At 71.1% G+C, this 22,862-nt stretch carries 21 protein-coding genes; 7 read left to right on the forward strand and 14 right to left on the reverse strand.

Annotated features, from left to right (window positions below; translation table 11 throughout):
- Positions 1-35 precede the first annotated feature (35 nt).
- Both ABR737_RS04710 and ABR737_RS04715 read right to left on the reverse strand, forming a co-directional pair.
- A complete protein-coding gene (locus ABR737_RS04710) occupies positions 36-1,478 on the reverse strand; it encodes a non-oxidative hydroxyarylic acid decarboxylases subunit C (RefSeq protein ID WP_350248920.1) in 1,443 nt (480 codons plus the stop codon).
- 68 nt (positions 1,479-1,546) lie between these two features.
- Entirely contained in the window at positions 1,547-2,173 is a 627-nt protein-coding gene (locus ABR737_RS04715; protein WP_502964280.1) for a non-oxidative hydroxyarylic acid decarboxylases subunit B, read from the reverse strand.
- 298 nt (positions 2,174-2,471) lie between these two features.
- On the opposite strand from ABR737_RS04715, the gene ABR737_RS04720 reads away from it, so the two are divergent.
- A complete protein-coding gene (locus tag ABR737_RS04720) occupies positions 2,472-3,362 on the forward strand; it encodes a helix-turn-helix transcriptional regulator (protein WP_350248922.1) in 891 nt (296 codons plus the stop codon).
- Positions 3,363-3,511: 149 nt separating this feature from the next.
- Entirely contained in the window at positions 3,512-3,655 is a 144-nt protein-coding gene (locus tag ABR737_RS04725) for a hypothetical protein (RefSeq protein WP_350248923.1), read from the forward strand.
- Between the two features lie 148 nt (positions 3,656-3,803).
- Here ABR737_RS04725 and ABR737_RS04730 read toward each other — a convergent pair whose 3' ends face one another.
- The gene (locus ABR737_RS04730) at positions 3,804-5,063 is read right to left on the reverse strand and encodes a LuxR C-terminal-related transcriptional regulator (protein ID WP_350248924.1); all 1,260 of its coding nucleotides are present in this window, start codon (positions 5,061-5,063) and stop codon (positions 3,804-3,806) included.
- A gap of 237 nt (positions 5,064-5,300) precedes the next feature.
- Here ABR737_RS04730 and ABR737_RS04735 point away from each other — a divergent pair, with 237 nt between their 5' ends.
- Entirely contained in the window at positions 5,301-6,236 is a 936-nt protein-coding gene (locus ABR737_RS04735) for an NADP-dependent oxidoreductase (RefSeq protein WP_350256673.1), read from the forward strand.
- 151 nt (positions 6,237-6,387) lie between these two features.
- On the opposite strand, the gene ABR737_RS04740 is transcribed toward ABR737_RS04735, so the two are convergent.
- On the reverse strand, positions 6,388-6,849 hold the full coding sequence (locus ABR737_RS04740) for a lamin tail domain-containing protein (protein ID WP_350248925.1): 462 nt from the start codon (positions 6,847-6,849) through the stop codon (positions 6,388-6,390).
- Between the two features lie 452 nt (positions 6,850-7,301).
- Here ABR737_RS04740 and ABR737_RS04745 point away from each other — a divergent pair, with 452 nt between their 5' ends.
- Positions 7,302-8,642 carry a M64 family metallopeptidase gene (locus ABR737_RS04745; protein ID WP_350248926.1) on the forward strand — a complete coding sequence of 447 codons (1,341 nt, stop codon included), beginning with the start codon at positions 7,302-7,304 and terminating at the stop codon, positions 8,640-8,642.
- A 413-nt stretch (positions 8,643-9,055) separates the two neighbouring features.
- On the opposite strand, the gene ABR737_RS04750 is transcribed toward ABR737_RS04745, so the two are convergent.
- Positions 9,056-10,654: a sigma-70 family RNA polymerase sigma factor gene (locus ABR737_RS04750; protein ID WP_350248927.1), complete on the reverse strand. Its 1,599-nt coding sequence runs from the start codon at positions 10,652-10,654 to the stop codon at positions 9,056-9,058.
- 435 nt (positions 10,655-11,089) lie between these two features.
- On the opposite strand from ABR737_RS04750, the gene ABR737_RS04755 reads away from it, so the two are divergent.
- Positions 11,090-12,016, forward strand: a complete 927-nt coding sequence (locus ABR737_RS04755; RefSeq protein ID WP_350248928.1) for a CAP domain-containing protein — start codon at positions 11,090-11,092, stop codon at positions 12,014-12,016.
- A gap of 122 nt (positions 12,017-12,138) precedes the next feature.
- Here ABR737_RS04755 and ABR737_RS04760 read toward each other — a convergent pair whose 3' ends face one another.
- Positions 12,139-12,789, reverse strand: coding sequence for an alpha/beta fold hydrolase (locus ABR737_RS04760; RefSeq protein ID WP_350248929.1), 651 nt, complete (start codon positions 12,787-12,789; stop codon positions 12,139-12,141).
- A 331-nt stretch (positions 12,790-13,120) separates the two neighbouring features.
- Here ABR737_RS04760 and ABR737_RS04765 point away from each other — a divergent pair, with 331 nt between their 5' ends.
- A complete protein-coding gene (locus tag ABR737_RS04765) occupies positions 13,121-13,630 on the forward strand; it encodes a MarR family winged helix-turn-helix transcriptional regulator (protein ID WP_350248930.1) in 510 nt (169 codons plus the stop codon).
- A 30-nt stretch (positions 13,631-13,660) separates the two neighbouring features.
- On the opposite strand, the gene ABR737_RS04770 is transcribed toward ABR737_RS04765, so the two are convergent.
- The 8 genes from ABR737_RS04770 to ABR737_RS04805 all read right to left on the reverse strand — a co-directional run bounded on the left by ABR737_RS04770 (position 13,661) and on the right by ABR737_RS04805 (position 21,823).
- Positions 13,661-14,923: an amidohydrolase family protein gene (locus ABR737_RS04770; protein WP_350248931.1), complete on the reverse strand. Its 1,263-nt coding sequence runs from the start codon at positions 14,921-14,923 to the stop codon at positions 13,661-13,663.
- On the reverse strand, positions 14,920-15,447 hold the full coding sequence (locus ABR737_RS04775; RefSeq protein ID WP_350248932.1) for a nuclear transport factor 2 family protein: 528 nt from the start codon (positions 15,445-15,447) through the stop codon (positions 14,920-14,922). The genes ABR737_RS04770 and ABR737_RS04775 overlap by 4 nt, the downstream gene beginning before the upstream one ends.
- Entirely contained in the window at positions 15,444-16,202 is a 759-nt protein-coding gene (locus tag ABR737_RS04780) for an O-methyltransferase (protein ID WP_350248933.1), read from the reverse strand. Before ABR737_RS04780 ends, ABR737_RS04775 begins: the two co-directional genes overlap by 4 nt.
- Positions 16,199-17,140 carry a TauD/TfdA family dioxygenase gene (locus tag ABR737_RS04785; protein WP_350248934.1) on the reverse strand — a complete coding sequence of 314 codons (942 nt, stop codon included), beginning with the start codon at positions 17,138-17,140 and terminating at the stop codon, positions 16,199-16,201. The genes ABR737_RS04780 and ABR737_RS04785 overlap by 4 nt, the downstream gene beginning before the upstream one ends.
- A complete protein-coding gene (locus ABR737_RS04790) occupies positions 17,137-18,705 on the reverse strand; it encodes an AMP-binding protein (protein ID WP_350248935.1) in 1,569 nt (522 codons plus the stop codon). Before ABR737_RS04790 ends, ABR737_RS04785 begins: the two co-directional genes overlap by 4 nt.
- Positions 18,689-19,342 carry a thermostable hemolysin gene (locus ABR737_RS04795; RefSeq protein ID WP_350248936.1) on the reverse strand — a complete coding sequence of 218 codons (654 nt, stop codon included), beginning with the start codon at positions 19,340-19,342 and terminating at the stop codon, positions 18,689-18,691. The genes ABR737_RS04790 and ABR737_RS04795 overlap by 17 nt, the downstream gene beginning before the upstream one ends.
- Positions 19,343-19,371: 29 nt before the next feature.
- Entirely contained in the window at positions 19,372-20,376 is a 1,005-nt protein-coding gene (locus ABR737_RS04800) for a methyltransferase (RefSeq protein WP_350248937.1), read from the reverse strand.
- An 835-nt stretch (positions 20,377-21,211) separates the two neighbouring features.
- A complete protein-coding gene (locus ABR737_RS04805; RefSeq protein WP_350248938.1) occupies positions 21,212-21,823 on the reverse strand; it encodes a flavodoxin family protein in 612 nt (203 codons plus the stop codon).
- Between the two features lie 486 nt (positions 21,824-22,309).
- On the opposite strand from ABR737_RS04805, the gene ABR737_RS04810 reads away from it, so the two are divergent.
- Entirely contained in the window at positions 22,310-22,606 is a 297-nt protein-coding gene (locus ABR737_RS04810; RefSeq protein ID WP_350248939.1) for a hypothetical protein, read from the forward strand.
- Positions 22,607-22,862: the final 256 nt, after the last annotated feature.

Here is a 22,862-nt window from a genome sequence, read left to right on the forward strand (position 1 = left end):
ACAGGCCGGACGTGAAGTGCGCCGTACGGTTTCCCTCAGCGGCGGGCGGCAGCGGCTGCGCCGGCGGCGAGCTGCTGGAGCTTGGTGAGCCAGGCGGCCGTCTCGGGCAAGTCGCGGACCTGGTTGCCGTAGGTGCCGCGGCCGTCAGGGGGGACGGGGGTGGTGGCGTCGATGATGAGCTTGTCGACGATGCCGGGCGGCTGCGCCTGTGGGGCCAGTTCGAGGACGGGCATACGAGGCACCTGGACGAGGTCGCCCGCCGGATTCATCTTGGTGGACAGGGCCCACATCACCTGCGGCAGGTTGAAGGGGTCGACATCCTCGTCGACGACGATGACGGTGGTGGCGTAACCGAGGCCGTGCGGCGTGGTCAGCACCCGCGTACCGACCGCCTTGGCGAAGCCTCCGTAGCGCTTCTTCGTCGAGACGATGACGACCAGACCGTGGGTGTACATGGCGTTGACCGCCTGGACCTCGGGGAAGTCCGCCTTCAGCTGCTGATACAGCGGCACGCAGGTGTTGGCGGCGATCAGGTAGTCGATCTCGGTCCACGGCATGCCGAGGTAAAGGTGCTCGAAGACGGGGTCGGTGCGGTAGGAGATCTTGTCGATGCGGAGGACGGGCAGCCTGCGGCCGCCGGAGTAGTGGCCGGTGAACTCGCCGAACGGGCCCTCGATTTCGCGTCGCCGGCCCTCGATGACACCTTCGATGACCACTTCCGACCCCCACGGCACCGGGAGGCCGGTCAGCGGCGCCTTCGCGAGTGGTGCCGGGGCGCCGCGCAGGGCTCCGGCCAGCTCGTACTCGTTCTCGTCGTACTTCATCGGGGTCGAGGCGACGAGGGAGATGACCGGGTCGTTGCCGAGGGCGAGGGCGACCGGCAGGTCCTCGCCGGCCTCCTCGGCCTTGCGGAGATGCTGCGCGATGTCGTGCATCGGCACCGGCTGCAGCGCGAGCCTGCGCTTGCCCTTGACCTCGATGCGGTAGATGCCAACGTTCTGTTTGCCGCTGTGGCCGGGGTCCTCGGGATCCTTGGAGACCACCGCGGCTTTGTCGAGGTAGAAGCCTCCGTCGCCGTCGTTGAGGCGGATCAGCGGGAGCACCTGGAAGATGTCGGCCGCCTCGCCGTCCATAGTGTTCGCGGCCCATGGCGGATCGCTGCGCCACTCGGGCGCGACGGGGAACCTGGCCCAGCGGCGGATAAACTCCGCCACCTGCTCCTTGGTGCCGGTCTCCTTCGGCAGGCCCAGGGCGAGGGCGTGATTGGCCCAGGAGCCGTGCACATTCATGGCGATACGGGCATTGCTGAAGCCCTGTACACGGTCGAAGTACAGTGCCGGCGCCGCGTCGCCCAGACGCGGGGCCGCGTTGGCGGCCGCGGCGATATCGGGCTCGGGCCGCACCTCTTCGGTGATGCGCAGCAGCTGCCCCTCCTTGTCGAGGGTCGCCAGAAAGCTGCGGAGGTCGTCGTATGCCATGGGGGCTCCTTCGTGAGTGGGGGTGCCGGGAGTGCCGGGGGTCCCAGGGATATCGGGGATGCCGGAGGTCAGGCGGTGGGCTTGACCGCTCGGGCGGCGCGCATGCCGTCCCACCGCTTGGCATCGGGCACGGACAGGCCGAACTGGTCCAGGATCCGGGCCGTGAGGTGGCCGACGAGGTCGTCCACCGACTGCGGGTGGTGGTAAAAGGCGGGCATGGGCGGCACCATCTGCACGCCGTTGCGCGCGAGAGCGAGCATGTTCTCCAGATGGATCTCGCTCAGCGGTGTCTCGCGCGGGACGAGCACGAGCGGGCGGCGCTCCTTGAGCACCACGTCCGCCGCCCGCCCTAGCAGTCCGTCGGCACAGCCGGCCCGGATACCCGCCAGGGTCTTCATCGAGCAGGGCGCAATCACCATGCCGTCCGTCCTGAAGGAGCCCGACGAGATCGTCGCTCCCAGGTCGTCGGGCCGGTGGGTGACATCGGCGAGTGCGCTCACCTCGGCGACGGAGCGACTGGTCTCCAGCTCGATCGTGGCCCGCGCCCAGCGGGAGAGGACGAGATGGGTCTCGACGTCCGGCAGCCCGGCCAGTGCCTCCAGCAGCCGGACGCCGAACACGGCACCCGTCGCTCCCGTCATTCCCACGATCAGTCGCACAGTGGTCAGCTCCCTCGGTTCATCGGTCGTCCGCAACGGCCCGTGCCACGCCGGCACACGGCTGGCAAGGCCCGCCGCGCCGGTGCGCGAAAGGTGGTCAAGGCCGGTCGGCACGTCAGGGCCGGCAGGCAGGCCAAGCCATTGGGCAGGTCATGGCCGCCAGGCAGCAGATGAGAGCGCAGCACCGAAATTTTCGGTCACTGCGTCGCCACACCGACACCGCCTCGTCACACCGGATTTACGCCCGGTAAGCCCGCACGCTGCCTGACCGGCCCTGTCACCCCTCACGCTAGGCGCGAGACAGCCCATCGGAGCGGTACGCTGAGGACACGCTATGGACAAAAACGGACCCGCTGACATCACCGAGGTCCCCTTCCGGGCCTCCGCGGGAGCCCCGCCCGGCGCGGAGGTCTTCGGCTTCGGCGATCTGCTCGCCCGCGCACGGGGGCATGACATCGACCCGTACGCCACCAAGCGCCTGGCCTTCCACGAGCTGATCGCCGTGCGCACCGGCACCCTGCGCTGCTCCGTCGACTTCACCGAGCACGAGCTCACCCCGGGCAGCTGGCTGTGGGTGCGCCCCGGCCAGATCAGTCAGTACCGCTCCGACCTGACCCTGGCCGAGGGCAGCATCGTCCTCTTCCTGCCGGGCTTCCTGAGCCCCGCCACCGCGGAGGCCGCCCGCGTCGACCAGTACGACGAAACGCTGCCACTGGTCCCTCAGGGCGCGGAGGGGGATGCCGTACGCCGGGTCCTGGAGCTGCTGGAGAGCGAGTACCGGCAGCTCGCCGACCTGCCCCTGGAGGTACATATCGAGGTGGTGCGCCATCTGCTCGCCGTCCTCGTCCTGCGGCTGGCCCAGGTGCGCGGCGCGCGGAGCGGCGATGAGGCGGGCGATGCCGCCTTCCGGAGTTTTCAGCGGGCCGTGGAACGTGACTTCGCCCGCACCCACCGGGTGGACGACTATGCCAAGCAGCTCGGCTACAGCGTCCGCACGCTCACCCGCGCCACCCACGCCGCCGCCGGGTGCGGCGCCAAACGCTATATCGACGACCGGGTGCTCCTGGAGGCCAAGCGCCTGCTGGTGCACACCGGCCTCACCTCCACCGCCATCGGCGACCGGCTCGGCTTCCCGGACGCCACGGTATTCACCAAGTTCTTCCGCCAACGGGCCGGCGAGACCCCGGCAACCTTCCGCAACCGAGCACGGGGGAACCGGCCATGAGCCGGCGCGCTGCCCGTCCGTGAAGGCCGCGGATCTGCCCCCCAAGGTGCCGGGCCGCTCCCCCGTCGGCGGCTGAGCCTCGCCGCGGTCTGCGTGTTGTCCCTGGCGGCCTCCTCCACTCCGGTGCGGTCGCCGCCCGCAACAGCGGTGTGCTCAATCTGCACGAGCCGGGCGTGGTCCGCCGGATCTTCGACGAGGTGGCCGCACAAGGCCATGTGCCGGCCCCTGCCAAGGAACAGGAGCTGGATGGCCGGCCGCTCTACGATGCGCTCGTAGCGCGCGAGGACAGCTGAACGCGCCGAACACGGGGGCCGGGTACGGAAGTTCACCGCCGGCCAGGAGGGCTGGACGGCCACAACCTCGTGCCGAGCGGTCCGACGACCGGCCAGGCCGTGGCTTAGGGGGTGTCTCCCTGATCCGGCATGATCGGGGAGACACCCCCTAAGCCACGGCATGGAACAGCGCCGCCGCCTCGCCCCGTGACTCGACGCCCAGTTTGGTGAGGATCTTCGCGACGTGGAACTTCACCGTCGACTCGCTGATGTGCAGCTCCTGCGCGATCGCCCGGTTGCGGTGCCCGAGCGCCAGCCGCGCCAGCACCTGGAGTTCCCGTTCGCCCAGCGTGGTGAGCGGGTCGGAGGCCGGGTCCTGGGACACTCGCAGCGGGATCGTCGCCGACACCGTGGTCCCCCACCCGGGTACGGCGTCGACGTCCAGCCGCCCGTTCAGCACCTCGAGTCGCCCGGTGAGCCCGCCGTCGGCCAGGCTGCCGTGGGTGAGGGCGCCGGGCCCGTCGTCGCGTACCGTCGCGCGCAGTGCGTCGTCGGTGATCTGCCAGCCGACGTGGACCCGGCTCACCGCCTCCTGCTCCAGAACCTTCAGCAGCAGCGTCCGGACGATGACCCTCGCGGTGTGTGCCACGTCGGCGGCCACCGTCCGCGCGGAGTCGGGCGCGCCCAACTCCAGCCGCACGGGACCGTATCGCACCAGCGGCCGCAGGGAGTCGGCGAGCCGGGCGAAGGCCTGGCCGGCCGGTTCCTCGGCGATCTCCTGGTCCCGTTCCGCCTCCGCACGCAGCTCGACCAGGGCCGAGACCGCGAGATCCGTGGCGGTGGCACGGGCCGCCGCATCGTCGAGGGTGCGACTGCGCAGGACGCCCAGCACTCCGGTGAGCGCGGCCGCGTAGGCCTCGCCCAGCTCCGCGATCACCCGCGCCCGGGTCCCGGCGGCGGTCCGTGAGCGGGCCAGTGCACCGGGCAGAGCCTCGGCCGCCAACCGGTCGAAGTGGCTGGTGACCACGTCCCACAACGCCTGCACAAGGGCGGCTGCGGGGGCGTCGACAGGGGCGGCACCGGCGTCCCGCACCAGCAGCAGGACGGCGCCCCGGATCGTCGCATGGCTCGTCACGGCGAGGACGCGCCACTCGGAACCGGCGAGGGCGAGGGTGCCTTGCCACGGGCGGCCCGGGATGCCGGAGGCGAGCAGCGGCGCCAAGTGAGCGGTGGACAGCCTGCCGCTGAGCTCGGCGTCGCCATACGTCTTGAACGGGGAGTGTGCACAGTGCGTGGAGAGTTCCGCGGCCGCCCGGTGCGGCACCAGCTCGGTCAGGACGGCGGACAGCCGGGGCAGGATCTCGCCCAGGGGCTGGCGGATCACCTCGTAGGCGGCGGTCAGGGCGGGCACGGATCCGGTCAACTCCATGTGCCTCAGCGTAACCAGGGGCACCCCGGCCGGTGCTGGCCTTTCGACCAGGCCGGACTGTCCCGATGGCGGGCGCCGCGCCTCATGTCGGAGACGAAGCTGAGACCGTCAGCCCCGCCCGTCTACGGGACTCAGACACCCCATCCACCTCGTCCACACTCGATCCACCTCATACGCCCCATCTGCCTCGTCCACCCCATCCACCATACATTTCATGCCTTGAACAGGGAGACCGATATGCGAGCGATCCTCTACAACGAATTCGGCGGGCCCGAAGTGCTCGCTCTCGGGCACACCGACAAGCCGGTGCCCGGACCGGGGCAAGTACGCGTGAAGGTGGTGACAGCCGGCGTCAATCCACTGGACCACAAGCAGCGTTACGGGTGGGTGGAGCAGTTCTACCCGACGACGTTCCCCGCCGTGCCGGGGCTGGAGTTCGCCGGGGTGGTGGACGCACTCGGCGAAGGGGGCGACACCGGCCCGATCCCGGGGGAAAATCTCGCCGTCGGCGACGAGGTCTTCGGCTGGTCCAGCACCGGTTCCTACGCGGAGTACGCCCTCGCGGGAGATATCGTGCGCAAGCCCGCCGCGCTCCCCTTCGACGCCGCGGCGACCCTCCCGGTGGCCGGTGAGACGGCGCAGCGCGTCCTCGGCCTACTGGGGCTGAAGGAGGGCGAGACCGTGCTGTTGCACGGTGCGGCCGGCGCCGTCGGCCAGGTCGCGATCCAGCTCGCGGTGGCGGGCGGCGCCACGGTTGTGGGCACGGCGTCCCCGGCCAATCACGACTTCCTGCGCTCGCTGGGCGCGGTGCCGGTGGCGTACGGGGCGGGCCTTGCCGACCGGGTCCGGGCGGCCGCCCCGCAAGGCATCGACGCGGTCTTCGACGCGGCCGGACAGGACGCGCTGCCGGTTTCGATCGCCCTGCTCGGCGGAACGACCGACCGCATCGTCACCATCGCCGATATGCACGCCGCCGATCATGGTGTGGTCTTCTCCGCGGGCGGCACACCGCCGGAGCAGGTCCGGGCGGTCATGGCCGCCCACGCCCGCCTGGCGGTTGAGGGGAAGCTCGCCGTGCCCGTCGTCGAGACCTTCGCACTCGCCGACACCGCGAAGGCACAGGAGCTGAGCGAGGCGGGGCATGTGCGGGGAAAACTGATCCTCAAGGTCTGAGCCGCGCAGCGTTCCGCGACTCCCCCGGCGCCCTGCTCCCTGCACCCTGCACATGGCGGTGCGCCACAGACAGGCTGCCTGTGGCGCACCGGGTGGCGGAGCTCCGGCCGGTGAGGGAGGGCGTCCCCTCACCGGTCACGTCCGTGCGGGGTCAGTGACGGCGCCCCCACGCCTCGGTGTCGATGACACGGTGGCGGTCGTTGCGCAGGGTCGCTTCGTCCCTGCTGTTGTCCCAGACGTAGTTCCGGCGGTCCTGGTAGACGTCATTGCGGCTGTCGCGGCCGATGCCGGTGTGGACGCGGACCTGGCTGTGGCCGTTCAGACGCACGTTGCCGAATCGGTAGGCGTGCCCGCTCTTGTCGGACAGGCTCCAGCCCTTGATGTTGACGGGTGTGCGGCCGGTGTTCTTCACCGTGACCCACTCCGCGTTCAGGCTCCGGTTCGAGCGGTCGTCCCGTCCGGGGCTGTCGTACTGGATCGTCCCGAGCACCACCGCGGACCGCGTGGGGTGCGGAGCGTGGTGGCCGGCCGCGCTGGCCGGAAGGGCTGCGGTCACTGCCAGGGCCGCGGAGCCCAGCACCGCCATGGCTACACGCGAGGGATGAAGAAACATCGAACCTCCTGCAAGGGGACACCCGTGTGGGACGCCCAAAAACCGGACACCCGGCCGGTTTGACCGGGCCCCCACAGATTGACCGCCCGTCACCCCTTGGTGGAGGAAATCCATTTTGGTGTGACAAAACGCAGACATATACACAACCACATCACGCCAGGCGCGCACGCCCCGGCGCTCACACTGCCGCCCACAACGCCCCTTACACGTATCCGGCCTGGGGACCGGTGGGCCCGCATGGCGAGGGGTTCGCGTATTCCAAGAGAACCGCCAAGGAGCAAGGAGCAAGGAACCAGAAGTTGGTTGCCACCCCCGCCGCTCCCCCAACTCAGGTGTCCGGTCGGTCACTTCGGCATCATTCGTTGCCTGTGGCCTCTGGAGCATCTACGTTGAGCGCGCCTGAATTCAGCTCAGCCCGCCGCTTCTGCGTCGGGCTTCGGGAGGGACCCCACATGCGCTCACGCACCTCCACCGACATCTGCAGACGCTTTTCCCTACGCACCGCGGTGACCGCCGGCCTCGCCGCGGCGGCGCTGGCTGCGACGGCCGCCGCGGCCACGGCAGCCCCAGCCCAGGGCGCCGTCACCCCGCCCCCGCACGGAAACCGCACCCAACAGGTCGAGTACTTCACCGGAGCGGCCGGTCACCCCCGGCACACCACCGTCCCGGCCTCGAAACCGGTCTCCCCCTCCGACAGGGCCGCGATCGCCGGCGACGGCGACGTCACCTCGATCGTGCAGAACGGCCCGGTCGGCGCCAAGCTCGATGTGGTCTTCGTCGGGGACGGCTACACCACCGCCCAGCAGGAGGACTTCCACGCGGACGTCCGCGCCAAGTGGGCCAAGATCTCTGCCGTCGAGCCCTATGCCTCGTACGCCGGACTGTTCAACGTCTGGGCCGTCGACGCCGTCTCCAACGAGTCCGGCGTCTCCGGGGACCCGACGCAGGACGTGGTCCGCGACACCGCCCTCGACTCCGCCTTCTTCTGCGACGGCACCGAGCGGCTGCTGTGCGTCGACACCGGCAAGGTCGAGGCGTACGCCTCCAAGGCCCCCGCGGCCGACCTCGTCGTGGTGCTCGCCAACTCCACCAAATACGGCGGCGCGGGGTACAACGACATCTCCTCGCAGGTCGGTTACGACGGGATCGCCACCGCCTCCTCGGACAACGACCGGTCCGACCAGATCGCGGTGCACGAGACGGGCCATTCACTCGGCAAGCTCGCCGACGAGTACGACTACGGCCAGTCCGGCACCTACTCCGGCCCCGAACCGGCCGAGGCCAACCTGACCACGCTCTCCGCCGACCAGATGACCGCTCAGCGGCAGAAGTGGTACCGCTGGATCGGCCAGGAATCGCCGGACGGCGGAGCGGTCGGCGCGTTCGAGGGCGGCGGCTACTACCAGTACGGGCTCAACCGCCCCACCGAGAACTCGATCATGCGGACACTCGGCCAGAAGTTCAACCTCCCCGGCCGCGAGGCGATGATCGCGGGCTTCTACCGCTATGCGAGCGTGCTGAGCAGCACCGTGGCCACCGACCGCGCCATACCGCGCAGGACGCGCCTCCATGTCGGCGCACCCGCCTCCGCAAAGGTGACGTGGTATGTCGACGGCCGCGAGCGCAGGGCCGCACGCGGCAGGTACACGGTCGTGGTGCGGGCCCTCGGCGTCCCGGCCGACGGCCGCACCCATACGGTCACGGCCAGGGCCACCGACCGTACGGCTGCCGTCCGTGACCCGGCACTGCGCAAGCAGCTCTCCGGGAAGCTGAGCTGGCGGGTCTCCCCCTGACGGCCAATTGGTCGTTGATTCCTTGTCGTTGCCCTTCGGACCGGCCGGATCTCTTCCATGCTGCCGGTGGCGTCTCCGGGGTGCCGCACCCGGAAGGCGGACGCACTACGGCCGGTGCGGTCGGGGGCGCGACGTTCTTGAGGGCGAGGTCGCTCAAGCCTCCCCAGGGGAAGACTTGGGCGGCGGCGTTCTGTCGACGTCGACGTTGCCGAAAGGTTTCAGCGCAGCGGACCGAGCAGACGGAGCAAGCAGAGCGGGCGGAGTGAGGCGGAGCGAGGAAGACCTGGCGGGCCCACGGCCGGACGTGACCGGACCGGACGGGACCGAACCGGACCGGACGGGACCGAACCGGACGGGATCGAACCGGACTGAACCGGACTGGACAGGCAGCCGGTGCCCCGGAGCAGCACGGGTCAGCGCGGTGCCGCGAGGTCCTGGGTCCACCAGGGCCCGCCCGCTCCCTGGACGACACCGATGCCGACCGATGTGAACTTGCAGTTCAGCAAGTTGTCGCGGTGCATGGCGTCGCCCATCCAGTCGTTCACCGCCGCGGCGGCAGTGCGCGGGCCCCGGTCGAGGTTCTCGCCCCAGCTGCTCCACTGATATCCGGCGGCGGTGATCCGCTCGTCGGGGCCGGTGCCGTCCGGGGCGTTGTGCTCGTAGTACTGACGTGCCGCCATGTCGGAGGAGTGGCGCCGCGCCGCGGTGTGCAGTCTCCGGTCGATGTGCAGCGGCCCGCAGCCGGCCCGGGCCCGCCGGCGGTTGATGAGCGAGGTGGCCTGTTCTTCCAGGCTGGGCGGGGCGGGGGTCGGCCGGGCGGACGGGGTGGGCGAGGCGGTGGCGGTCCGCGACGGGGTCGGGGTGGGTGTGGGGGTGGGAGTGGGTGTAGGGGTGGGGTCCGGCGTCGGCGGGGGTGAGGGCACGGTACGGGCCGCCTTCGGCTCGGCCCTCCGTTCGTCCTTCCGCTCGGCCGGCGGCGTAGCGGTCGACCACCACAAGGCGACGGTGACGGCCACGGCGAGCGTGGCGGTACCCGTTACGGCAGTGCCCTTCTTCACTCGGCGGGGCCGGGGAAGCCGCTTCGGCAGTGGGTGTGAGCCGGGCACACCGGATGCTCCGGGTACTCCGGACGCCCCGGACGCCCCGGACGCCCCGGACGCCCCGGACGCCCCGGGCACAGGGTGCGCAGGCGCCGCGGTCGCCGACGCCGTTGCGGCGGTGGGGGCCAGGGCGGCCGGCGGAGCGAGGTGCGCAGGCAGCGGCAGCAGGGCGAGGCCGGCCAGCAGTCCTTCCGCGGGCAGGAGGTCGTTCCAGTGCCCGGAGCAGGCCGCGCACCGGCGGGCATGGCGGGATATGCGTTTGCGCCACAGGGCGCAGGGTTTGTTGTCCCACGTGACGGTCACCTGGGCCAGCTCGGGACATGGGGGACTCGCCGAGAGCGCACGGACCACCACGCGCCCGGCCTCCAGCTGCTCCTTCATCCGCTGCACCCGCACCGCCGCGTGGCGGGAGTCGATGCCGACGGCGGCGACCAGCTCCGGCCTGGTGATCTCCCCGGCGGCCTCCAGCCACCACAGGGACAGCAGTGACCGGTCCCCCTCGTCCAGCCACCGGGTGGCCGCGGCCACTTCACGACGCTGGCCGGACAGTCCGAGTTTCAGGATGGTCAGGTCCACGAAATCGGCGGAGCGGTCGGCCCGTTCCGGCGCCTGGTCCCAGCCGACAACGGGCGTCTTGCGGTCGGCGGTCCACCGGCGGCGCACCTGGTTCATGGCGATCGCCACCAGCCAGGAGCGGAAGGAGGCCGGCTCCCGCAGGTCGGACAGCGACTCCAGGACGCGCAGCATGGTCTCCTGCACCACGTCGTCGACGTCCGCATGGCCGTCCAGTGCACGTCCCACGACGTTGTAGATCAGCGGCAGGTAGGAGGCGATCAGCTCCTCCCGGGCATGTTCGTCCCCGGCCTTGGCGGCCTCGACAGCCGCCGTCCCGTTTTCCTGCTTCACGCCCATTCATCCTGTTCATTCGTGCGTACTCGTAGCCCCCGCACTCAGGTGACCCCGCGAGCCCGTCGCAATAACAGAAAAACCTACGTGGATCCGGGAAGCGGCCGGGCGCCGGGCCACGCGCGGGGCTCAGTCCGGTGCCGGCGGCTCGGCCACGCGCCGCGGCAGGCGGCCCGCGGCATGACCGCTGAGGCGTTGCTGCACGACTGCCGAAGGGCGCGGCACAACCGTTGAACAGGAGCAGAGCGACCCGGCACGACCGCCGAAAAGGCCGCTGAGGGGGCTGCCAATGGCGCCACCGAGCAGGCCGCGAAAAATTCTTGCGAGCTTTTCGTTATCGGGCCCCGCCCCCGGGCTCTCCCATGTGTCGGCCCCCACGGACCACGCGCCACGCGGCACCACCCGGCCGGCAGATCCCCAGCCCCCACAGGAAACGGAACCATGAACAACGACCACCTGCAGACGGAGTTCCACGACGAGGCCCCGACGGAGGGCGGCCGCCGGGCGAACGGCTCCGCCGCACCCGGGCGTTCCGGCTCGTCCGGCCCCGGCGGCCGCTCGGGAGGCCGGCACGGACGGAACGGCGGTCAGCACCGCGGCGGCAGCCATCCCCGGCGGAAGGCGACACTGATCGCGGTGGCCTCGGTGATCGTCGTGGGCGCCTCCGGCGTGGCGCTGATACGTCCCGACTCCGGGACCGACCAGGCGCTCGCGGCAGACCAGTCCGCACCGGCGGCCCCGACCGCGACGACCTCCACTCCCCCGGCGCCGACCGCCTCGCGCCCGTCCAAGAGCCAGAAGCCGTCGGCCTCCCCGTCCAAGGCGAAACAACACGCCAAGCCGCACTCCACGCCCCGGCCGCACACCTCCCGCACCGGCCACAGCGCGGACACCGCCAAGAGCGCAGAGCCCCGCGCGGCCCGCCCCGAGTCGGCAACGGGGGACTCCGCCCCGGCCGGGACCCGGGCCGCGACAGGCACCGCCGCGGCGTTCGCGCAGAAGATCGTCGAGCTGGTCAACGCCCAGCGGGCGCAGCACGGTTGTGGTCCGCTCAGCGTCGACTCCCGGCTGCAGGCCGCGGCGCAGGCCCACTCGGACGACATGGCCGCCCGCAACTACTACGAGCACAACACCCCGGAGGGCGTGGACCCGGGAACCCGGATGACCAAGGCCGGTTTCCCGTGGGGTAGTTGGGCCGAGAACATCTTCAAGAGCCCCAAGGACCCGTCGACGGCGATGAAGGGCTGGATGGACAGCCCGGGCCACCGCGACAACATCCTCAACTGCTCCTACAAATCCACCGGGGTGGGCGTCAACCTCAGCGCCAACGGCCCGTGGTGGACCCAGGACTTCGCCACCCACTCCTGACCGGACCGGCGGCCCGACGCCCCGGCGCCGCCCCCGCCACTGCTGCGGCCGGGGCGGCGCCGGGGGTCGAGAATCCAAAGGCCGGGGCCGGACCGGACGGCGAGAACCAGCAACCCCGGAGGTCAGCCGCCCGCCGTGGCAAAGGTGCGCCCGAGGAAGCCGTCCAGGCTGCGGCGGGCCGCCTCGCCGTGCGGACCGGCGAAGATCTCGGCGGCGTGGAGGGTACCGGGCAGGACAGTGGCCTGGGCCTTCGGGAAGCCGTGGGCGACCTCGCGCAGCTTTCCTTCGTCGGAGAGCGGATCGTCGGTGGTCCCCAGGATCAGTAGTTCGCCGTCGTAGGACGTACCGCTCCCGGCGGTGAATCCGCCCAGCGAGGCCAGCGGGCTGATGCCGGCGACTCCGGCGGGGCGGGCGGTGCGGTCCGTGAGCATGCCGAGCATGAGCGTGCCGCCCAGACAACCGCCCACCCACGCCACGCTCGTGGTGCCCCGCGACCGCAGCAACCGGGTCGCGTCGGCCACGGTCCGGCTGCGGTCCCCGCCCCAGTCGAAGGTGACGACGTGGTAGCCGCCGGCCGCGAGCCGCTTGGCCTCGGCCGCCCATTCACAGGCATCGCCCCAGGAGATGGGGGCGAAGACGACACCGTGCGGACCGCTGCCCACAGTGACCAGACGGCCGCGCCCCGCGGAACCGGGCAGACGGTACGCGGTGGCGCCCCGGATGCCGTGGAAGCACGACGGCAGCCGGTCCGGGTCGGCGCTGAACTCTGCCATTCCGACGGTTCCTTCCTCCGTGGATCGATGGGTTCGCGCCATCGCGTTCCCTTGTGGGGCCGTGTCTCCGGTGCGGCCGGCACAGGCGGAGGTGCCGGTCAGCGCCAGAACCAGGACCGCCGCCATGGCCAGAGCACGCTTCGACTCACGCTCAATCATGAGCAAAGCATAGAGAGAAAGCATTAGAAAAAGCTATATTAAAAGGTATATGGAAAGCTTTTCACCATGTCCACATCTGGCGGTCACACAGTCTCCCCAGGTCAGAAGGTGCCTGTCCGGGCGGTGGGATATCTTTGGACTGAGCTATGAGGAAGAGGGAAGGCGGTTCGCGGTGGAGCCTGACCACGTAGACGAGATCATCTCGGCATGGGGACACGAGCTGCCCGAAATCGCCGGTCTCCCGCTGGAACTCGCCAAGCGGACCGCCCTGTTGGTTTCGGCTTTCGACGTCGCGGCAAGTGCCGAGCTGGAGAAGCTGGGGCTGACCCAGGCCGAGTACGGAGTGCTCGCCACCCTGCGACGGATCGGCGCGCCCTACCGCCTGAAGCCGACCGATCTCACGCATGCGCTCCTGCTGTCCTCCGGTGGGACCAGCAATGTCGTCAAGCGCTTGGTGGCCGCCGGCTATGTCACGCGCGCGGCGGCCGAGGACGATGCGCGCAGCAGCTGGGTGCAGCTCACACCGAGCGGGGTGGAGACCGCCGAGGCGGCGGTGCGCGCCACCACCGCCGTGCACGCCCGGCTCGTCGACCGCATTCCGGAACGTACCGCGAAGGCCCTCAGCGAGCAGCTGCGGATCGCGCTCGCCGCCATCGAGGAAGGCGTGCTGATCCGCCGCTGACGCAGCGGCGTCAGCGGCGGATCAGCGGCGTCAGCGGTCGGCCAGGCGGTCGCCCAGGTCCTGTGCCTGTGCCAGCAACCGCGGCAACCCGGCGTACACCAGCTTCCCCTGCCGCTTGGCGATCCGCCCGGCGACCATCACGGTGTCGACATCCGCGCGGTCCATCGACGACACGACAGCCGCGGTGGCGTCATGGACCGGCGCCACACCGGGCCGGTCGGTCCGCAGCACGATCACATCGGCCTGCTTGCCCGGGGCCAGCGAACCGATGCGGTCCGCCATCCCGAGCGCTTCGGCGCCGCCGAGCGTGGCGAACTCCAGGACCTCCTGCGTCGTGAGCAAGGGTGCGTCCGGGCCCGCGTGGCCTTGCAGGGCCGCGAAGCGCCCGATCTGGAAAGCGGCCCGCAGCTGGGTGAACATATCGCTGGGCGCGGCGACTTCGACGTCCACGCTGAGGCTGGGCCGCAGGCCGGCGGCCGCGGCCTCGGCGAACGGGGGCAGCCCGTGGCCCATGGTCATTTCGATGGCGGGCGCGACCGACAGCGCCGCACCGCTGTCGTGGATCAGTCGCAGCTCACCGGCGTCCATCCCGGTGCCGTGGATGAACACCGCTCCCGGCCGCAGCACGCCCAGGCGGCGCAGCCGGGAGACCGTACTGCCGCCCCGGATGTGCAGGGCGGTCGGCACCTCCAGTTCACGGGCCAGGCCCCAGCCGTGCCGGATGGTTTCGTCGCTGCCGGCCTCGGCGTTGAGCGCCATGGTCACCAGGGCGTCCTTGGCGTGCAGCCTGCGGGTGCGGACCCGGCGGGCGTCCTGCGCCGTGCCGTGTCCGTAGGCGAAGACGCTGCGCAGCCCCGAGTCGGTGAGCGCGTCGAGCAGGGCGTCGGTGTGCTCCTCGGTCGGCTTGGCGACGTTGGAGATGTCCTGGACGGTGGTCACCCCCGCGTCCAGGGCACCCAGCGCACTCAGCAGGTTTCCCAGGTGGAGATCGTCGGCGGTGAGCCGGGGTGCGAGGGTGTGCAGAACGGTCGCGAAGTACTGGTCGAGGGTCTGGTCGGCGCCGATGCCGCGCAGCGCCGCCTGCCACATGTGCCGGTGGGTGTCGATGAAGCCGGGGAGCACGAGGCACCCGTGGGCATCGATGCGCTCGTCCACCCCCGAGGCGTCGATGCCGGGGCGTACGGCGGCGATCCGGCCGTCCTCCACCAGGATGTCGGCGGACGGCAGTTCACCGAGGGCCGGGTCCATGGTGAGGACGCGGCCCCCGGTGATCAGCGAACGAGCGGTGCTCATGCAGTGCCCCACCCCTGGGGCGGTGCCAGGCGGCCCATCTGGAGGTTCCAGTATTCGGTGTTGCGCCGGCAGCGGCCGTCGGGGGCGAAGAGCAGGATGTTGGTCTCCAGGAAGGTCACCCAGTGGTCGCCGTCGGGGTTGATGGCGGGGGCCCGCAGCGTCACCCAGAGTTCGACGGCCGCCCGGTTCCCGGTGACGACCGGGGCGCCGTGACGGCCGGTCATCTCGCTCTGGCCCGCGGTGATGTCGCGCCAGTAGCGGCCGATGGCCTCGCGCCCGCGGAAGGTCTGCGCCGGGACGCCGGGCACCGCCTCGTACACGGCGTCTAACGTGAACAGCCGGACCGCGGCGGTGTCGTTCTTGGTCCGCCAGGCCTCCAGATAGGCATCGGTCCAGCGGGAGACATCGGCGACGGTGAGCCGGCCGGTCCGCTCGGTGGCGTGTGCGGCCGGGGTCACCGCCGCCAGGGGCAGCGCGGCGAGGCCGGCCCGGAGAAGGCTGCGGCGCTGGGTGCGGGGGTTCACGTGTCTTCAGTGCCCTTTCGGTGCGTACGGGGCCGCGCGCCGGCCGGCGCGCGCTCGGGGCCCGGTCGGCGGCGGCGTCCTGCCGCCTCCTGCAGGCGGAGGGAGAATTCGATGCCGTCGCCCAGCGGAAGCTGCTGGGAGAGGTAGCCGTTGGCGGCGGTGCGGACGTGGTCGGTGAACTCGGGCGGCAGCATCGGCAGGTTGTCGGACACGACCAGGGAGCCGGCCCGCAGTGCGGGTTCGAGCACCTTGAGGACCGGGAGATAGAGCTCCTTCCATCCGTCCAGCAGCACCAGATCGACCGGACCGGGAAGCGCGGCGAGCCGGTCGCGGGCGTCGCCGGTCCTGACCTCGGCGTAGGCACCGAGCCCCGCGCGCTCCAGGTGGCCGCGTGCACGGTCGGCCTTGCCGGGGTGCAGCTCCGATCCGATGATGCGGCCGCCGCCATTGTCGCGCAGTGCCGCCGCCGCATAGAGCGTCGAAGCGCCGAAGGAGGTGCCGAACTCCACCACGAGGGCCGGCCGCAGGCTCCGTACGAGCTGGTACAGGAAGGTGCCGACCTGCGGGTGCACGGGCAGCGCTGCCTGAGCACAGAGGTCGGCGGCCTCCTGGGCGGTGGGCGGCTGCGGCCAGTCGGCCGCGGTGGCGTAGGCGCGCTTCATCACGTCCGGGTCGTGGTGCTCGGCGGTGCGGGCGATCTCGTCCAGGACGGCGCGCACCCGTACGTCGTCGAGCCCGGCGGGTGAGGGGGTCATCGCCGCGCCTTCCCGTCCCGCACCGCGGCCTGCAGCGCGGGGGCGAGGTAGCTCTGTGCGTTGTAGACGGTCCGGTCGGTGTCGAGGATTTCGCGCCGGCCGTGCATCACCCGGGTGTTGTCGATCAGCGCCAGGTCGCCGTCCTGCCAGTCGATCTCCTCGGTCAGTTCGGTGGTGAGCCGGCGGAATTCGGCGAGGAGTTCGGCGGGTATCCCGGTGCCGTCGGCGAAGGTGATGCGCGGGGCCTCGTAGTTGTACGAGGGGCCGAAGATGCTGTTGGCCCAGGCGAGCCGGCTGCCGAAGAGCGTGGCACGGGCGGCGCCGGTGCGGAACGCGTAGTGGAGGGAACCGTCGTCATCGAGCCGGAGGGTGGTGGACACGTTCCTGCCCACCAGTTCCTTCATATCGGCGAAGGTGATGTCGTCGAGCTTCTTGCGGCCCTCGGTCTGGTGGCAGACGAACGCCTTCCACTTGGGCTCCTCCACCCGGCGGCTGTACATGATGTCCTTGATGCCGAAGACCGCGCGGGCCGTGTCGCCGGCCGCGTCCCAGACGCGGTAGCCGTCGCAGACCGTGGTCTGCGAGCCCCTGGCGGCGGCCTTCTCGCAGAGGAACCAGGTCAGGTCGGGGCCGAAGGGGCTGTTGCCATTCTCCAGGTGGAGGCCGACGGCGCCGGTGCCCGCGTCGACCTTCTGCGCGACCTCACCGCCGTGGAAGGAGCGCGCCGGGTCGAGGGTGATCCGGCTGGAGTGCGCCTTCACGAACGAGGTGAACTCCTCCAGGCCGGTGTGGAAGCCGCGGAAGAGCAGGAAGCCGGCGTCGGCGAGCAACCCGGTGACCCAGGCGGGGTCCAGCGTACGCAGCGAGCGGTCCCCGGCCGGTTGCACCAGCCGGCCGGAGGCGGCGCCGTAGGGCCGGACGTCAGCGATCGTGGTCATGCGTCAGCTCCTTGGTGGTCGTGCAGCGTTCCCTCGGTCAGAGCGGTGCGGACGGCTGCCCGCATGGGCCTGCCGGTGACGGTGAAGAACCTGCGGTAGAGGCGGTCGCCGGCCACCACGAGGTGCGGTACGGCGACCCGCTCCACCTCGGAGAGGTGTGCCTCGCCGAACTCCCTGACGGCGGCCTCGGCCGCCGCGAGGTCGGTGGACTCGTCGACGAGGAAGAGTCCGTGCAGAACGGTGAGTCCGTCGCCGACCACCGCGACGGCGCGGACGAACGGAAGTCGGGCGTATTGCGCCTCGACCCACTCGGGGGCCACGTTGCGACCCGCCGCGGTGATGATGACGTTCTTCTTGCGTCCGGTGATGCGGAGGAACCCCTCCTCGTCGAGGTGGGCCAGGTCGCCGGTGCGGAGCCAGCCGTCGGCGTCGAGGAGGAGGCTGGAGGGGTCGTCCCGGGTGTAGCCGGCGAACAGCGAGGTGCTGCTGACCAGGAGTTCACCGTCGTCGGCGATCTTGACGCGGACGTGCGGCAGCGGGCGGCCCACGGTGCCCAGGCGGCGGGCGGCCGGGGTGTTCCAGCTGACCACGGAGCTGTTCTCGGAGAGGCCGTACCCCTCGTGGACGGGGAGGCCGTGCTCCTCCAAGCGGTGCAGCAGATCGGGGTGCACGGGCGCACCGCCGCAGCAGATGAGCGGTGCGCCGGGAGTCCCGAACAGGGCCGGTGCGACCGCCCGTCCGCCCTCCGCGGCCTCGTCGGCGGCGGTGGCGAAGGCATCGATGAGCGCGGGGGTGGCGACCATCGCGGTCGGGCGGGACGCGGCCACATACGGCAGGGCGTCCACTACGGCCGCCGCTGCGGTGCCGACCAGGGCCTTGCCCGGCGGCATCAGGACGAGCGTCCCACCGTCGAGCAGAACCATGTAGAGGCCGGTGACCTGCTCGATGAGCAGGCTGAACGGGACGAGGGAGAGATAGCGGGTGAAGGCCCCGCGGGGCATCACCGACCGCAGCGATCCCAGCAGTTCATTCAGTGCCGCCGCCCGGATCCGCACGCCTTTGGGGCGTGAGGTGGTGCCGGAGGTGTGGATGACCTTGCACTCCCAGTCCGTTACGGCGCCGTCCGGCTCCAGCACCAACGGCGCGGACGGCACGGGCTCGTCCGCGGACAGCGGCAGCACCGTGCAGTGCGGGCCCAGGACCCGGTCCCTCCCCCACTGCGTCAGACGCTCCTGCCCGGCCGCGTCCGCCAGGCACAGATCGGTCTCCTCCAGCAGGCCGGCGGCCTGTTCGGCGGAGAAGGCGAGCGGGACCGGCACCTCGATGGCGTGTGCGGCGATCAGCGCGAGGTCGGCGACCACGAATTCGGGGGTGTTGCCGCAGACCACACCGATGCGCAGCGGCCGTCCGTCCCCCTGCCCGATCCGGTGGGCGAGGCCCGCGGCCCGGCGGGTGACCTCCCGGTAGCTGAGGGTCCGGGCCGGGACGCCGTCCTCCCCCAGTACCTCGATCATCGGGTGTGCCGACTCACCGAACCTGACCAGGCTCTCACTGATGGCCCGCATGACCGGCCACCTCCATGGCGCTGATGCTCAGTTGGAGATCGGTGACCGAGTAACGCCCGGTGGTGTCGGAGAACAGCCGGTCCAGGGCGTTCAGCGCGATGACACCGACCTGCGGCTGGTGGTCGTAGTACGAGCCCCAGCGCGCCGCCTCGTCCGGGGACAGCCGGCCCGGGTCGGCGGGCCCGAAGGGCACGAAGCAGATGCCGGTACGGCCCAGCGTCGTGATCAGGCTCCGGGTGACGGTGCACAGGATGTATTCCATGCCCAGGCACCAGGAGATGATCGGGGTGGCTCTGATCAGTTCGCGGCCGACCGAGACGCGGCGGGTGGCCAGTGCCCCCACCTCCACCACCCGCCTGCGGTCCACCGTGACCCCGAGGTGGGCCAGTACGGCGGCCTCGACTCCGGTGTCGAGATACCGCTCGGAGAACAGCTCCTGCTCCCTGCCGAAGGTGAGCCCCGCGCAGGCCAGTGGCGGGCAGGGCTCCGCCGCCCCGCCGCAGGCCGGACGGGCGACGATGAACGAGTCGGGCCGGGGCGCCACCTCGGCGCCATATGCCTGGGCGTACACCTCACGAGCGAGGTCCGCGGCGTCCAGCCATGCGCTGGTCGCCCGGTGTGCCAGATCGATCTGCACGGTGCTCCCCCCTTCCCCGGCTGCCGGCGTTACTTGGTGCCGACGACCAGAGAGACGGATGAGGGCAGTGCGATCCGCTCGACGGTCTTCAGGCCCGCCCCGGTGAGCCACCCGGAGATCTCCGGCAGGCTGTAGGTGCGGTCGCCGGAGCAGGCGTACATCGCCAGGGAGAACGCCGCGTTGTGCTCGTCGAGCTGTTCGCCGCGGACGTCTTCCAGCACCACGATCCGGCCCCCGGGCCGCAGCGCCTTCGCGGCCCGCGCGATCAGGTCCCGGTTCTCCTCGTCGGTGTGGTTGTGCACGATCTCGAAGAGGAAGACCACGTCATATCCGGTGCCGAGGTCGCCGGTCAGGAAGCTGCCGCGCTGGAGGCTGATCCGGTCGGCCAGCCCCGCCTTCTCGATCGCGGCTCCGGTGTCGGCAAGCGCCTCGGGCAGGTCGACGATGGTCGCGGAGAGTCCGGGGTGCCGTTCGCACATGGCCATCGCGTGCAGACCGTGCGAACCGCCCAGGTCCAGCAGGCGCCGCGCCCCCTCCGGCAGCGGCACGGCATCGACGATGGACTGCACCGTCAGACGCGACTTGACCCGCATGTACGCGGAGAAGTCCCGCCCGGCCTCGGGGTTATTGGCCCAGCGCTCCCACAGCGACCGGGCGGGCTTGCCGTCCCGTACGGCCTGCGGCAGATCCCACATGACGTTGGTGAGTTCATACGCCCACAGCAGTGCCGGGGTGAAGTCGTACTCGGCGTCCTTGCCCAGCCAGCGTTCGGCGAGCGGGCCGTTGCGGTAGCGCCCGTCCTCCAGGGTGAGCCAGCCCAGGACGGCGGCGACGTCGGCCACCGCGCGGGTGCCGTCCGTACTCGCGCCGATGGCCTTGGCCAGCTCGTCGAGGGTCTGGGGACCGCCCTCCTCCAGAGCGGTGAAGATGCCGAGCTTGGCGGCGGAGGTGAGCGCCGCGTAGCGGATGGTGGAACCGATCACCTCGTCGATCGGGTTGCCCGCCAGCTCGGCGTCGGTGGTGGTCTTGAACATGGCTGGTCTCCTCGGGATGGCAGGTGGCAACGGCCGCGCGGACGGCACGCGGCCAGGACATGCCGTGCTCACGGCGGCCCGCGGGCACGGTGCGGGTGATGGGGCTGCCGAACGGGGACGAGCTTCAGCCGGCCGGCCGGACCGGGGAGCGGATCCGTGTGGGGGGCGAACCGGCTCCGGCCGTGCCATGCGGGCGCGGCGGGGTGCCCCGCGCCGTGGCGGCCGTATTACTCCACGCCGTGGCGGCCGTGGTACTCCGCGCCGGTGGACGGGCCACCGGGTGGGGTTTCGTTCCGGGCCCGGCCGCGGCGCACGATGACCCGTCCCGGCCGGATTCGGCATCTTCCGGCATCGCCATCGGGGCCGGCATCGGCGAAACCGCCGACCGGACGTCGCGGAACCCTCGGGTGTCGGGCCCGGTGGCGGCCTGCCGACTTCGGGTATGAGGCCGGTGCGGGGCCCGGCGGCGGTGTCTTCGGCGGGCGTGCGGTCGGGTGGGAAGGGTGCGGTGCAGGGGCGGGTGCTCAGGCGTGACGGCGCGATGCCGCGGCGCCGGCGCGTTCTCCCGGAACACGCCGGACCCGGCCGGCCCCGGACGGGAAGCGCCCAGGGCCGCACCTGAGCGGAGATCGGGGACCGCCACGGAATCCGCGACCGCGGTTGCGCCGCGAGCGCGCCATGCGACGGCCGCCCCGATCCCCCAGGCGTGACGGCTGAACGCTGCGCCCCGGGTTGCCCTCGGACCGCACGTCCGCGTGCGGCGCCACGGCCATCTGACGGCAGTTCATCGGGTCCCCCTCCCGGGCACAGCGGCCTCCGTACGCGTCGTGGACGGTCAGGCGGAGACCTCATCGAACCCGACGGCCGCCCGGCCCGCCACGTGCACATGGGCGGTCTCGGCGATCCGGCGGCCGAGTGCCTCGGCCGTACGCAGATCGCTGGCACAGGGGGTGACGTCGGCCCCCTCGTCGTTGTTGGACTGCGACATGGCACCCAGCCAGCTGCCGAGCCGGTTGAGGTCCTCGGGGCTGCCGGAGGAGGTGTTCCAGCCGCCGTACTCGGCGAGACCGACCCAGATCATGCCGTGCTGGGCGGCGAACAGCGTGATGTCGATCAGCGCGTTGAGCTTGTCGCCCGCCATGTTGCCGCTGTTGGTGAAGCCACCCGCGATCTTGTTCTTCCAGCGCATGTTGTCGCCCCAGACCTGGCTGGTGGCCTCGACGAATGCGCGGAAGACGGCGCTGCTGCCGCCCATGTAGGTCGGCGTGCCGAAGATCAGGGCGTCGGACTCCTGCAGCACCTCCCACAGTTCGTCGTTCAGCTCGGCGAGGGAGACCAGGCGTACCTGAGTGTCGGGAACCTTCTCCGCACCGGCCGCGACGGCCGCCGCCTGCTTTGCGGTGTGGCCGTATCCACTGTGGTACGCCACCGCAACCTTGATCTGCATGCTTCTCCCCCACCCGGGATCAATACGATGTTTAGCTTTCACTAAAGCTGTTCAGAAAGCTTTAGGTGCCGGTTACGCTATCCATGCCCGCACGCCCAAGGCAAGCGACTCCGGACAACACCCTGAAAAGAACAGGTAAACCGGCAGGTCGGAATAGTTCACCCGGCCACCTCGCCTTCCGTCCTCCGAGCCCGCGCGCGAGGCGGCCAGACACCCCGGGGGCACCGACACCTTCGATGGGCGGCGAAAACGGACACCGGGACACACATTGCGGCCAGGCGCACAGGGGCCTGGTTGCTGAACACTGGCGCTTCGTCAAATGATTTTGCAGCCGGGACACTTCGCCGCGGGTAACCCAAAGCAACCTCGCTTGCGCAGCGATGTGACGCGCGTCACATCGCCCCGTGTCATACGGCGAAGCGGCCTCATCCGTGTGCAGGGTGACGGGCCCACGAGGGGCCCGCCGCTACGGGGAAAGGACATCACGTGCGTAACAGGCGAATTTTCACCACTGCGCTCGCTGCCGCCGCGCTCACGGTCATCGGACTGGGCGGCGCCGCTCAGGCACACGCCGCCACCGGGACCGAGGCGGCACCGGCCGCCGTCCACCTCCAGACCAAGCCGATGGACGGCCCGCCCGGAACCGTGTGGACCGGCAAGAAGTTCTGGACCCTCGGCGGCTGCCAGGCGGCGGGCACCGACCTGGTCAGCAGCGGCAAGTGGGCCGACCCCTTCTGCGACGGCTCGGGCCTCCAGTGGGACCTGTGGGCCCGGCCTCTGTAAGCCGTCCGCCGATGCCGGCGGCTCAGGGGTAGTCGCAGACAGCAAATCCGAACCGGGCGGTCCGTCCCGCGCAAGTCCGCGGTCACGGGGGAGGCGGCCGCCCGGTAACGAGGGGGAACGGCCGCCCGGCCGGTCACGAGGGGGACGGCCGGGCGGCCAGGACGGACAGTCGGGGCCAGAAAGCACAGTCGGGGAGTCAGGAGGGACAGCCGTGGGGCCAGGACCGACAGTCGGGGCCAAGAGCGGACGTCCACTC

Source organism: Streptomyces sp. Edi2, assembly GCF_040253635.1.
GTDB lineage: Bacteria > Actinomycetota > Actinomycetes > Streptomycetales > Streptomycetaceae > Streptomyces.